The sequence below is a fragment of the Devosia sp. Root105 genome, assembly GCF_001424865.1.
Taxonomy (GTDB): Bacteria; Pseudomonadota; Alphaproteobacteria; order Rhizobiales; family Devosiaceae; genus Devosia_A.
Genome location: NZ_LMCR01000016.1, coordinates 400,774 through 413,081, shown reverse-complemented (window position 1 = coordinate 413,081; position 12,308 = coordinate 400,774). Strand labels below are relative to the sequence as shown.

General features: G+C 64.8%; 14 protein-coding genes. 10 read left to right on the top strand and 4 right to left on the bottom strand.

The features are described from left to right. Positions 1 to 3: 3 nt before the first annotated feature. Entirely contained in the window at positions 4 to 741 is a 738-nt protein-coding gene (gene flgF / locus ASC68_RS18160) for a flagellar basal-body rod protein FlgF (RefSeq protein ID WP_055882324.1), read from the bottom strand. 277 nt (positions 742 to 1,018) lie between these two features. Between flgF and ASC68_RS18155 the strand changes: the two genes are divergently transcribed. The 5 genes from ASC68_RS18155 to ASC68_RS18135 all read left to right on the top strand — a co-directional run bounded on the left by ASC68_RS18155 (position 1,019) and on the right by ASC68_RS18135 (position 7,575). After that, entirely contained in the window at positions 1,019 to 1,504 is a 486-nt protein-coding gene (locus ASC68_RS18155) for a flagellar basal body-associated FliL family protein (RefSeq protein WP_055882321.1), read from the top strand. After that, on the top strand, positions 1,504 to 2,667 hold the full coding sequence (fliM, locus tag ASC68_RS18150) for a flagellar motor switch protein FliM (RefSeq protein ID WP_055882318.1): 1,164 nt from the start codon (positions 1,504 to 1,506) through the stop codon (positions 2,665 to 2,667). Before ASC68_RS18155 ends, fliM begins: the two co-directional genes overlap by 1 nt. Continuing rightward, positions 2,667 to 3,098 carry a DUF6468 domain-containing protein gene (locus ASC68_RS18145; protein ID WP_055882316.1) on the top strand — a complete coding sequence of 144 codons (432 nt, stop codon included), beginning with the start codon at positions 2,667 to 2,669 and terminating at the stop codon, positions 3,096 to 3,098. Before fliM ends, ASC68_RS18145 begins: the two co-directional genes overlap by 1 nt. Next, positions 3,098 to 4,096: a hypothetical protein gene (locus ASC68_RS18140; protein ID WP_055882314.1), complete on the top strand. Its 999-nt coding sequence runs from the start codon at positions 3,098 to 3,100 to the stop codon at positions 4,094 to 4,096. Before ASC68_RS18145 ends, ASC68_RS18140 begins: the two co-directional genes overlap by 1 nt. Before the next feature lie 173 nt (positions 4,097 to 4,269). Further along, positions 4,270 to 7,575, top strand: coding sequence for a hypothetical protein (locus tag ASC68_RS18135; protein WP_055882311.1), 3,306 nt, complete (start codon positions 4,270 to 4,272; stop codon positions 7,573 to 7,575). A gap of 150 nt (positions 7,576 to 7,725) precedes the next feature. On the opposite strand, the gene ASC68_RS18130 is transcribed toward ASC68_RS18135, so the two are convergent. The 3 genes from ASC68_RS18130 to ASC68_RS18120 form a co-directional block, all read right to left on the bottom strand. Beyond that, positions 7,726 to 8,175 carry a hypothetical protein gene (locus ASC68_RS18130; RefSeq protein ID WP_055882309.1) on the bottom strand — a complete coding sequence of 150 codons (450 nt, stop codon included), beginning with the start codon at positions 8,173 to 8,175 and terminating at the stop codon, positions 7,726 to 7,728. A gap of 104 nt (positions 8,176 to 8,279) precedes the next feature. Beyond that, positions 8,280 to 8,972: a flagellar type III secretion system pore protein FliP gene (gene fliP, locus ASC68_RS18125; RefSeq protein ID WP_244488514.1), complete on the bottom strand. Its 693-nt coding sequence runs from the start codon at positions 8,970 to 8,972 to the stop codon at positions 8,280 to 8,282. Between the two features lie 52 nt (positions 8,973 to 9,024). Further along, complete coding sequence (locus ASC68_RS18120; RefSeq protein ID WP_055882307.1) at positions 9,025 to 9,639, bottom strand: flagellar biosynthetic protein FliO; 615 nt, start codon at positions 9,637 to 9,639, stop codon at positions 9,025 to 9,027. A gap of 191 nt (positions 9,640 to 9,830) precedes the next feature. Here ASC68_RS18120 and flgB point away from each other — a divergent pair, with 191 nt between their 5' ends. The 5 genes from flgB to fliR all read left to right on the top strand — a co-directional run bounded on the left by flgB (position 9,831) and on the right by fliR (position 12,232). Continuing rightward, entirely contained in the window at positions 9,831 to 10,229 is a 399-nt protein-coding gene (gene flgB / locus ASC68_RS18115; RefSeq protein ID WP_055882304.1) for a flagellar basal body rod protein FlgB, read from the top strand. A 2-nt stretch (positions 10,230 to 10,231) separates the two neighbouring features. Further along, complete coding sequence (gene flgC / locus ASC68_RS18110) at positions 10,232 to 10,645, top strand: flagellar basal body rod protein FlgC (RefSeq protein WP_055882301.1); 414 nt, start codon at positions 10,232 to 10,234, stop codon at positions 10,643 to 10,645. Between the two features lie 23 nt (positions 10,646 to 10,668). Further along, a complete protein-coding gene (fliE, locus tag ASC68_RS18105; RefSeq protein WP_055882295.1) occupies positions 10,669 to 10,992 on the top strand; it encodes a flagellar hook-basal body complex protein FliE in 324 nt (107 codons plus the stop codon). 200 nt (positions 10,993 to 11,192) lie between these two features. After that, positions 11,193 to 11,459 carry a flagellar biosynthesis protein FliQ gene (gene fliQ, locus ASC68_RS18100; RefSeq protein ID WP_055882293.1) on the top strand — a complete coding sequence of 89 codons (267 nt, stop codon included), beginning with the start codon at positions 11,193 to 11,195 and terminating at the stop codon, positions 11,457 to 11,459. A gap of 2 nt (positions 11,460 to 11,461) precedes the next feature. Further along, complete coding sequence (fliR, locus tag ASC68_RS18095; RefSeq protein WP_244488495.1) at positions 11,462 to 12,232, top strand: flagellar biosynthetic protein FliR; 771 nt, start codon at positions 11,462 to 11,464, stop codon at positions 12,230 to 12,232. The last annotated feature ends 76 nt before the right edge of the window (positions 12,233 to 12,308 follow it).

Here is a 12,308-nt window from a genome sequence, read left to right as displayed (position 1 = left end):
CGATCAGCCGTTGAGGTTGCCGAGTTTCTGGATCGCCGTGCGGCGCTGGTCGTCCTGCTTGGAGATCAGCGAGGCGGCGCTCTCGTAGGCGCGCTGCACGCGGATCATCTCGGTCATCTCACCGACGCCGTTGACGTTGGATTTCTCGATCGAGCCCTGCAGCACCTGGGTCGCTGTCGCTTCGATCGGGTCGGTACCGGCCCACAGGTTGCTGCCTTCGCGGGTGGTCGACTGCGGGTCGGCGAACTCGACGATGCGCAGGCGCCCCTTCTGGCCGGCACTCGATGAGACCGAACCGTCCTCGCCGATCATGATGTCGGTCTCGCCGGCGGTGAACTGGATCGGGCCGCCAATGCCGAGCACCGGGTTGCCGTTGAGATCGACCAGCGTGCCGGTGGTATCGATGGCGAGTGAGCCGGATCGGGTGTAGCGCTCGCCGGCGGTGGTCTCGACGGCGAGGAAGCCGTCGCCCCGCAGGGCCACATCCAGCGGGTTGCCGGTCTCTACCAGCGCGCCGCCGGACATATCGTGGATGGTGGTCCAGTCGTCGGTGTAGCTGAGGGACTGATCGAGCGTCGGGAAGTCGCGATCCCGGGCAACCGGCATCAGGTACTCCTCGAACAGCAGCTGTTCGGATTTGAATCCGGTCGTGTTGATGTTGGCGATGTTATTCGCCACCACATCCATCTGCCGCTGCAAGGCGATCTGCCGCGACAATCCGATGAGCTGCGCATTTTCCATGGCGCCGAAGTCCCCGTTACGTCCCCGAACCGTCCGACCTCCCCAGGCCGTCAGGCTCGCCATTAACACTGCAGCAACCATGCCAAGTCGCGATATCAAGCAAAATCAATCAGTTAGATCAGGGTGTGGCCCGGCAGGACGTGCCATCCGGCAGGGCGCGTGGCAAAAACTGCCCGGCAATTTGTGCCGGGTTGATGCAGTTCGTAACCAATCGTTAACCCTCGGGCGATTAGCTCGATCCTGACTGGAATCGTCCGGTGGGGCAGGGGTTTGGGGCATGGCGGCTGAAGCCGATATCGAGGGTGGCGAAGGCGCCGCACCCGCGAAGAAGAAGCTGCCCATCATGCTGATCGCCATGGTCGCTGCAGTCGTGGTGCTGCTCGGCGGCGGCGCCGCGGTATATTTCCTGTTCTTTTCGGGGCCCAAGCCGGACGAGACGCATCTCGCGGCGGTGCCCGAGACCTTCATCTTCAACCTGCCGACCATGACGGTGAACCTGCGCGGTGATGGCGAACGCGAGCAGTTCATGAAGCTCACCGTGGCGCTGGAAGTCGCCAATGAAGAGGTGATGACCGAGATCCAGCCGCGCATGGCCAAGGTGGTCGACGCGTTCCAGGTCTACCTGCGCGAGCTGCGCAAGACCGACCTCGAAGGCTCGGCCGGTATCTACCGCCTCAAGGAAGAGCTGCGCCGGCGCGTCAACATCGCGATCTTCCCGGCGCAGGTGGATTCGATCCTGTTCAAGGAAATCCTGGTGCAGTGATGGCTGGTCCCGGCGAACAGGACAAACTGAGCGACGAATGGGGGCTGGATCCGGCCAGCAGTGGCGCATCCGCGCCCGCCAAGGCGGCCGAGGACGACATGGGCGCCGAGTGGGCCGCCATGCTCGAGGCCGACAGCGTTGAGGCCGGGGCCGCCGACCGGGTGCTGAACCAGGATGAGATCGACAGCCTGCTCGGCTTCGATCCCAATGCCGGCGGCGGCGCCGAGCTCACCGGAGTGCAGGCGCTGATCAACTCGGCGCTGGTCTCCTACGAGCGCCTGCCGATGCTCGAAATCGTCTTCGACCGGCTGGTCCGGCTGGCGACGACCTCGCTGCGCAATTTTACCTCCGACAATGTCGAAGTGGCGCTCGACTCGATCTCCTCGGTGCGCTTCGGCGACTACCTCAATTCCATTCCGCTGCCGGCCATCCTCTCGGTGATCAAGGCCGAGGAATGGGAGAACTACGGTCTCCTCACCGTCGACTCCTCGCTGATTTACTCGATGATCGACGTGCTGCTCGGCGGTCGCCGCGTCGGCGGGCAGATCCGGGTCGAGGGCCGGCCCTACACCACCATCGAGATGGCGCTGGCGCGGCGGATGATCGAGGTGATCCTCGAGGACACGCATCGCGCCTTCGAGCCGGTGACCGAGGTCAACTTCCGCGTCGAGCGGCTGGAAACCAACCCGCGCTTTGCCGCCATCTCGCGCCCGGCCAATGCGGCGATCCTGATCGAACTCAGGATCGAGATGGACGATCGCGGCGGCAAGATAGAAATCCTGCTGCCCTACGCGACGATCGAGCCGATCCGCGAGCAGTTGTTGCAGATGTATATGGGCGAGAAGTTCGGCCGCGACCCGATCTGGGAAGGCCATCTCGCCACCGAAATATTTGCCGCCGATGTCGAAGTCGACGCGATCCTGCATGAGATGGATCTGCCGCTCAGCCGGGTGCTGTCGATGCAGCCGGGCGACACGGTGATGTTCGACCGCACCCCGAGCGACCCGATTGGGCTGAGGTGCGGCAATGTCGATCTCACCGAAGCGATCATGGGGCATATCGGCAACCATGTGTCGGTGCGCGTGTCGCGCCCGCTGAACGCGCCGAAGGTAACGATGGCGGCCTTCGAAGCCATCGATGAAAACAAGCAGGAGGGCCGCTGATGTTCGGTTTGCCGTTGGGAATCGTGATCGAAACGCTGGTTACGATTTTGCTCGCCACGACAATCGGCTATTGCGTGATCCTCAACCAGCGCCTGAAGCGGCTGCACGCCGATCGTGGTGAGCTGAAGCAGATGGTGGCCGACCTGGTGCAGGCCACGGGCCTCGCCAATGCGGCGATCCAGGAGCTCAAGCACACGGCGCAGGAAGCCGAGACGGTGCTCGAGACGCGGTTGGGCGAGGCCGAGCGTTTCGGCGTCGAGCTCGCCAATCACGTTAATGCCGGCCAGCAGATCATGGATCGGCTGGCGCGGATCACCAGCGCGGCGCGCGGCACGCAACCGTTCGATGATCGGCTGGATGAGCCCAACAAGGTGCAGTCGGCGCTGCAGCAGCTCTCCATGCGTCCGCGCATCAGGGGTAACGCCGCCTGATGAAAACGCCGCGCCTGCTCCCGGTCGTCATAGCTGCCGCTACCGCGCTCCTGCTCTTCAAGGGCATCGGGCTGGTGACGACTGGCGGCTATGTGCTGACCGGCGCGGGCAGCGCGGTGGCGGCAGGCGGTAGCGGCGGCGAGCACGCGGGGGCGGCCGCGGCTGGTGGGGCCGGGGTCGACCCGACCATGGCGCTGCCGCCCGATACCACGATGGCCGATACCAGCCCGACGCTGAGTGATGGCGCTCCGGTGCTGCCGCTGGAACCCGAGGGGGTGGCTGAGGCCGGTGGGCATGGGGCCGAGCCGGCGGCGGAAGCGCCCGCCGAAGCAGCGCCGGCGGAAGAGCAGGCGCCTGCACCGATCGAAGTGGCGTGCGCCGCCGATGCGGCTGCTGAGCCAGCGGCCGGGCATGGCGCGGCTTCGGCTGATGCAGCCGCGGCGCCGCCGCTGGTCGATTGTCCGCCTTCGGTCAACGAGCATGGCGATGCCCTGCCGATGGAGCTGAACAGCGCGGGCGTCTTGGCGCCGATGGAGGGCGAGGGTGGCAGCGAGAGCGAGCTGATCGGGCGCCTTGGCGAGCGCCGCGATTCGCTCGATGCGCGCGAGAAGGAACTCGAGATGCGCATGGCGCTGGTCGAGGCGGCGGAGAAGCGGCTCGACGAACGCACCGCGACGCTGAAGGCCATCGAGGCCAAGATCAACGCGCTGGTCGACGAGAAGAAGGCGGCCGAGAACGAGCAGTTTGCCTCGATCGTCGCCATGTACGAGACGATGAAACCCAAGGAAGCCGCCACCATCTTCAACCAGCTCGATATGGGCGTGCTGATGCGGGTGGCGAAGGCGATGAACCCGCGCAAGATGGCGCCGGTGCTGGCCCGGATGGACCCGATGAAGGCCAAGTCGCTGACCGCGGGGCTGGCCACCGAGCAACCCGAACCGTCCCTCGATACGCCGGTCGAGGACCTCGCCAGCCTGCCGCAGATCGTCGGCCAGTAGCCTGCCAAAGCCTCCATTTCCGCGGCGTTTGTCACGCCTCCGGTTAGGCCCCCGTTAAGCCCGTCTGCCTATGCTCGTCGCACCAGAAGAGTGTAGGGCGGGCAGAAGCCGGCATGACATCGTGGGTCGCATATCGGCGAGGGGCGTTCGCGTTCCCGTGGCGCTTGGTTGCTTTGGCGTTGCTCTTCGCCTGCAGCCTGTGGCCCAGTTTCGCTTCGGCACAAGAGAAAGCGCAGATCTTTGCCACGCCCGAGAACGGGTTCGGACGGCTGATCATTGCCTTTCCGGAGCGGATGGATCTCCCCAAATACAAGGTGAAGTACGAGAACGGCGTGCTCGCCATCGAGTTCGAGCAGCCGATTTCGATCCTGTTGCCCGATATCTCGCTCGCCATGCCGGACTACGCCACCATTGCGCGCGTCGATCCGGACCAGCGCGGCATCCGCATCGGGCTGAGGACCACCTTCAACATCAACCGCATGGATGCGGGCGAAAAACTCTATATCGACCTGCTGCCGACCAGTTGGGTCGGCCTGCCGCCGGCACTTCCCGCCGAGGTGGTGAAGGCGCTGGCTGACCGCTCTGAGAAGCTGGCCAAGATCGCCGAACAGAAGCGCAAGGAAGCAGAGGCCAAGCTCCTGCAGCCGGTGGCCACGGTGCGGGTCGGTCGCAACCCAACATTCCTGCGCATCCAGTTTGACTGGAATGTCGACGCCAAGGCGAAGTTTGCGCTGAAGGGGACCAAGGGGACGCTGGCCTTCGATTGGCCGGTGCCGATCGATCTCTATGCGCTGAAGGCCGACATGCCGCCGGAGTTCAAGGGCGCCAGCAACGCCGTCAGTCCGGCCGGCTCGTCCGTTGATCTCACCGTGGCCGAAGGGGTGGTGCCGCGCTTTTACGAGCTGTCGCCACGGCAATTCGTGGTCGATGTCGATATCGCGCCGGAGGAGGGGCTGAAGGCCGCGCTGGCGGCCGAGGAAAAGGCCAAGCAGGCCCGGCTCGACCTCGAGGTCGCCACAGCCGAGCAGGAGCAGCGCCGCGCCGCCCGCCTCGGGCTCGAAACCGGGCACGACGACACCGCCGAGCTCTACCCGACCAGCCGTGGTGTGGTGACGCCGACAGTGACCACGGTCGGCAAGACCGTGCGCATCGCCTTTCCGTTCGATGCCGATACCCCGGCGGCGGTGTTCCGGCGTGGCGATACCGTCTGGATGGTGTTCGACACGCCGCAATCGGTGGTGGCGCCGCCACCGTCCGATGCGCTGGCCAGTATCGCCAGCAATTTCGAAATGGTGGCAGCCGGCGAAACCAAAGTCGCGCGCATGGACCTGTCATCCGACCGGCTGGCGACACTGGGCTCGGAGGGCAGGGCCTGGGTGCTGTCGCTCGGCGATGCGCTGCTCAGCGCCACCGAGCCGATGACGCTCGACCGCGAACGCGACGAGGACGGCCGGTTCGAGATGACCGCCGATATCGAGCGGCCCGGCAAGGTGCATGTGCTGCGCGACCCGGTGGTCGGCGACAGTCTCAGAGTGGTGACGGTGATGCCGCCGGCACGCGGGTTGACGCGCAACCTGCAGTTCGTCGATTTCGATGCGCTCCGCTCGGCCCATGGCCTCGTCATCAAGCCGCGCAATGACAGCCTCGATGTCGAGGTGGAAGACAAGGTCGCCGTCATTTCCGCGGCGAACGGCCTGACGCTGTCGACGCTCGAGACGTCGCGAAAACTCGATGCCGGCAACTCGCCTGAGTTCCGCCAGAGCTATCTCGATCTGGGCGTATGGCGCGAGGACAACCCCGCAGCGTTCACGACGCGCAAGGAAGAGACGATGGCGCGGGCAGCAGCGGCGGAAGGGCAGTTGCGCGATGTGGCGCGGCTCGACCTGGCGCAGCTCTATGTCGCCAACGACCTCTCGTATGAAGCGATCGGCGTACTTGGCATTCTCGACGAGGAGCTGAAGAGCGAGGACCTGCGCAAGAAGACCCGACTGGTCCGCGCCATCGCCGATACGCTGGCCGGGCGCTGGCGCGATGCGCTGATGACGCTCAACGCCGGCACCTTCCCCGAGGAGAGCGACGCGCTGATGTGGCGCACCATCGCCCGCACCGATAGCGGCGATTTCCGCGGCGCGCGGCTCGATGCGATCGCCGCCGAGGGGATCGTCGCGACCTATCCGATCTGGATCCAGACCAAGTTCCTGTTCGCGGCCTTGCGCGCGGCGGTCGAGACCAATGATGCGCAGATGGCGCTGCGGCTGCTCGGTGAGGTGGATTTCCCCAAGCTCGACCCGGAACAGACCAGCTTCTTCCAGCTGATGCAGGGGCGGGTCGCCGAGCTCGAAGGGCACGACCAGGACGCAGTCGACACCTATGGCCAGGTGATCGCCTATGACTTCCGCCCGACCCGGGCCGAGGCGGTGTACCGCACGCTGGTCCTGCTGCGCAAAGCGGGCAAGGTCGATCTCGCCAAGGCCACCGAAACGCTCTCGGCCGAGTCGCTGATGTGGCGCGGCACGGCGCTCGAGGCCGATATGCAGAAGCTCTTGGCTGAGCTCTATTTCGCCAATCACGACTATCGCGACGGGTTCGATGCGGTGAAGCAGGCTGCCGCCAGCTTCCCCGAGAGCGAATCCACCGACACGCTGCTGGGCGAGGCGCAGCAGACCTTTGAGGATCTCTACCTCAACGGCGCGGCCGACAACCTGAGCGACCTCGATGCGCTGGCGCTCTACTACGATTTCCGCCAGCTCACCCCGCCCGGAACGCGCGGCGACGAGATGATCCGCAACCTGGCGCGCCGGCTGGTGAAGGTGGACCTCTTGACCCAGGCGGCGGACCTGCTCGAGTACCAGATCGACAGCCGGCTCACCGGCGTGGCGCAGTCGCAGGTGGCGGCCGACCTGGCGCTGATCCGCATTGCCGACCGCAATCCCGAGGGCGCGCTGCGCGTGCTCAATCGCACCCGTCTCGCCGACCTGCCGCCGCAGCTCGAGCGGCAGCGGCGCATCCTCGAGTCGCGGGCGCTGATCGATGCCGGCCGGCAGGAGCTGGCGCTCGACCTGATCTCAAAACTCACCGGCAAGGATGCCGACATCCTCAGGGTCGACGGCTACTGGAAGTCGAAGAACTACGCCATGGCGTCGGAGCTGCTCGAAATCCTCAACGCGCCGATCGATGGCAAGCTGTCGCAGCCGGCCCGGATGAGCGTGGTCAAGGCGGCAGTCGGGTTCGTGCTGGCCGGGGATGAGCTCGGGCTGTCGCGCATCCGCTCGAAATTCTCAGAGCAGATGGCGAACTCGGCCGAATGGCCGCTGTTCGAGTACGTGACGCGCGACATCGCCCCGCAATCGGTGGAGTTCCGCAAGGTGGCGCGCGAAGTGGCCAGCGCCGACTCGCTCGATGCGTTCCTCGCGTCGTACCGCGAACTCTATGGCAGCGCTGAGATGGTGCCGGACAAATCGGTGCCGGGAGCGGCGTAACGGCGGGTCGTCTCTCACGCTGGATGTCATCCCTGCGAAAGCGGGGATCTCCGTTTGCTATCGTGGAGGTGCGCGAAAACGGAGGTTCCCGCTTTCACTGGAATGGACCACCGGGCCACAGCAGCCTATGCAAGCAGCCGGACGCGGCCCTTACCAGCAGGCCGCCAACGGCGAGATGCCATAGTAGAAGTTTCCGCTCTCGGGCAGCACGCACCGTTCGCTCGCGCTGATAGTGACCGTCTCGACAAGCTCCGGCTCGATCTTGTCATCTAGCCAGAGGATGAGCCGAACAGACGGGGTAAGACCCATCGGTGGCGGCTCCACGCTCTCTCGAAACACCTTCGCCGCCCCGAACTGGTGCTTGGTCCCATCGGGAGAGGTCAGTTCGATGTCGGCGAGATACTCTACACCTTCCGAAAGCTGCGTGGTCTCGTCGAGATCGAACCAATAGACGTCGGGGTGATCCGGTTCTCCCCAACCATGCGTCGGAAGCACGAGTTTGCCGTTGCGTACGTCAACGGTGAACTGCGGAATGCTCTGAGCGGGACTTTGTGCGGTTAGCGCTACCCACAAGAGGGCTGCTGCAAACAAATGGTTCACCGGGACGAGCTCCGCTTCCTCGGACCAACCTGCGCTTCAAATCCCGGCGGGATCGTGACCGGTTCTGATCAGCGCATTGCCAGAGGGACGTCCACACAGCTTTGCTAAGTACTCACAAAGCTTCTGATCAGCGAGCCGGCGACCAGGTGCCAGCCGTCGACCAGCACGAAGAAGATCAGCTTGAACGGCAGTGAGATCACCACCGGTGGCAGCATCATCATGCCCATCGACATCAGCACCGACGCCACCACCATGTCGATGATGACGAAGGGCAGGAACAAGAGGAACCCGATCTCGAAGGCGCGCCTGAGCTCCGAGATCATGAAGGCCGGGATCAGCACCTGCAGCGGGATCGCCGTGCGATCGGCGGGGGCCGGGGTTGACGACATGTCGAAGAACAGCTGCAGGTCGGCGGGCCGGACATTGGCCGCCATGAAGTCATGCACTGGCGCCGAGGCCCGGGTGAAGGCTTCCTCGACCTGAATCTGGCCGGCAACCAGCGGCGCAATGCCGTTGTCGTAGCTCTGCTGTAGCGTCGGGCCCATGACGAAGAGGGTGAGGAACAGCGCGAGGCTGACCATCACCGAGTTGGGCGGCGCGGTCTGAAGACCAATGGCGGTGCGCAGCAGCGAGAGCACCACGACGATGCGGGTGAAGCTCGTCACCATGACGAGGATTGACGGCGCCAGCGAGAGCAGGGTGATCAGCCCGACGAGCTGGACCGCCCGTTCGGTGATGGTCGCGTCGTTGCCGAAATCGATCGAGATGTCCTGGCCGAAGGCGAGGCCCGGCAGGATCAGCGCACAGAGAAAGGCGAGTAGCGTAAGGACCCGGCGAAGTGCGGGGCGACTAGCGGCTATCCGCTTTGGGTTCGTCCCCGAGATTGCGTTGAGCGCCAAGCGCAGTCCGCCCGTTGTCCTTGCCTGCGGGCGTTGTAGCTGAGTCGGCTTTGCCGCGGCCGGAGTTATCCCCAGTCATCGCCGGCATCGGGATAATGGCGGGCTCCATGGTGCTGACCGGGCGCAACAAACCGGTATGGCGGAGCGAGGTGGATTTGCGTGCGCCCGGGCGAACGAACTCGCGCAGCCGGTCGATCTCGGACGTGCTGAGCGTCGGGGTGGCCGGCGGCGGCACTTCGTGTTCGACGCTGCGGCGGGTCGGCATCGGCGGGCGCTCCACCGGAATGCCGGTCTCGACGATGACGTCCTGCGGGCCACCGGTGAGGATCAGGTGCTCGACATTGTCGCGCCGGATGATCAGCAGCTGGCGCTTGGCGTCGACCTGCATGTGGTCGATGACGCTGAGCCGCCGGTTGCGGCCCCGGCCGACGACGGTGGTGCCACGTGTGAGCAGTTTCAGCGCCCAGAGGCCGAGGACGATCAGCACCAGGACGATGCCCAAAGCGAGCACCGAGGTGACGATGGTTCCGGCCGACTCGCCCAGCAAACTCGTCATAAATTGCATCGCCGCGCACTCCCTCGACGCTCGGGGTGGCCATCCGAACGCAAATCAGTGGAACTTATTGCCGAGTAATGCGCCCAGATTATGCAAAATGCGAGACAACTCGGCGTGCGGAGGCTCGTGGTTAATGTCTCGTTAACGCTTGCTAGGCAGGATTTGCCCAGTTCCTCAGGGGATTCTGGACCCGGCTCACCATGAAATTAGGACTGCTCGACGCCATCGGCGAGAAGATGCGCTGGCACCAGACGCGCCAGACCTTGCTCGCCGAAAATGTCGCCAATGCCGATACTCCCGGCTACCGCGGTCGTGACCTCAAGGCTTACGGCTTCGAGGAGCACATGAAGAACCTGTCGACGGCAAAGATCGCGACGGTGACGACGCAGCCGGGGCACATCGCGATTTCCGGCACCGATGCCGACGGGTTCGGCGCCCGCACCATGAACAGCTTTGAGATCACCCCAGAGGGCAACGGTGTGACGCTCGAGGACGAGATGATGAAGGTTGCCGGCAACCAGATGGATTACCAGGCGATCACGACGCTCTACACGCGCTCGGTCAAGCTGATCAAAACCGCCCTCGGCAAGCAGGCATAGCGATGAACGACTTTCTTTCGTCCCTGAAGATCGCGGCGACGGGCCTGCATGCCCAGTCGGCTCGCATGCGGGTGATTGCCGAAAACCTCGCCAATGCCGACTCGGCCGGCAAGACGCCGGGGGAGGACCCGTATCGGCGCAAGATCCCGACCTTCAAGGCGGTGATGGACAACGAGCTCGGCGCCACCAAGGTGGAAATCGGCCGCATCGCCTACGACCAGTCCGACTTCACCTCGCGCTTCGAGCCCGGCCACCCGGCCGCCGACGCCACCGGCTATGTGCGCTACCCCAACGTCAACTCGTTGATCGAGACGATGGATATGCGCGAGGCGCAGCGCAGCTACGAGGCCAACCTCAACGTCGTCACCGTCACCCGGCAGATGCTGGGGTCCACCCTCGATATCCTGCGCGGCTGACGCGTTTTTTCCAGGAACTGATCATGGCTCTTCCAATCAACGCCGCCACGGCGGCCTATTCGAATGCCGCCAAGCTCCTGGGGCAGGCGCAGAAGCCGCAACTCAACCAGGTCGCCGATCTCGGCGGCGGGCAGGATTTTGCCAAGATGCTCGGCCAGGCCGTGCAGGGCGTGGTCGACAGTGGCAAGGTCGCCGACACCAAGGCGATGGAGATGGTCAGCGGCCGCGGCGACATGGTCGACGTGGTGACGGCCATCAGCCAGACGGAGCTCGCCATGGATACCATGGTGACGGTCCGCGACCGGGTGATCTCGGCCTATGAGGAAATCATGCGGATGCCGATCTGACGGTTCGCGACTCGCGATATCGTGCAGCAGGCAGGGCCGCTCATGAACCACTCTCACCCACTCACCGATGTCATCCCAGCGAAAGCTGGGACCCAGGTCTCCGCCCGCGCAAGCGGCGGAATGGATCCCCGCTTTCGCGGGGATGACGCCGAGTGGGAGGCGGGTACCGGCGGACCAGCAGCCTTCGGGAGCGCCACAGCATGACCGGCGCCGCGGTTCTCGATCTTGCCCGTGAGGGCATCTGGGTGATGATCCTCGTTGCCGCGCCGATGATGATCGTCGGGCTGGTGGTCGGCGTGGTCATCGCGCTGTTCCAGGCGCTGACCCAGATCCAGGAAATGACGCTGGTGTTCGTGCCGAAAATCCTCGCGATCTTCGTCACCATGCTGCTGTCGCTGCCGTTCATGGGCGCCATCCTCGGTGGCTATATGACGAAGCTCGCCGACATGATCATGTCCGGCGGCTGACGATGATCTCGCTCAACTGGCTGCCCGAGACCGCCTATTTCTATGTGCTGATCTTTGCCCGCGTCGGCGCCATGCTGATGCTGATCCCGGCGCTGGGCGAAACCGCCATCCCGGCCCGCATGCGGCTGAGTTTCGCGCTGGTCTTCGCCGCCGTGCTCTATCCGATCGTTTCGCCGCAGCTGCCGGCGCTGCCGACCAACCTGCCCGAGATGGTGGTGGTGGTGCTGCACGAGGTGATTGTCGGGCTGATCCTTGGCGCCATCGCCCGGCTGGCGGTTTCCGGCACCCAGGCCGCCGGCGCCATTATCGCCTCGTCATCCGGCCTCTCGGTGGCGCAGGCGGCCGACCCGACCAATGGCGGCGTGCAGGGCGCGCTGATCGGTGCGTTCCTCAGCTTTCTCGGCATCACGCTGATCTTTGCCACCGACCTTCACCACGTAGCGCTGTCGGCGATCCATGACAGCTACATGATCTTCACGCCCAAAGAGCCGCTGATGTTCGGCGATGCGGCAGAGACGGTGGTGGATACCGTCGCCGGCGCCTTCGTCATCGGGGTGCAGATGTCGGCGCCGTTCATCGTGTTCGGGCTGGTGTTCAACCTGGGGATGGGCATCCTCAGCCGGCTGATGCCGCAATTGCAGGTGTTCTTCATCGCCATGCCGGCGACGGTTGGGGTCGGCTTGATCCTGATGGCGCTGCTGCTGGCCATGATGATGGGCCTCTACCTGATGCATTTCGAGGGCGTGCTCGCCATGCTGCGCGGCGTTCGCTAATGCGCGTCGCGATCTCCAGGAGTCGCTTCGTGCGCCTTAGCTCTTTGTTTTTGCGCATGTCTTTGTCCCGAAACCG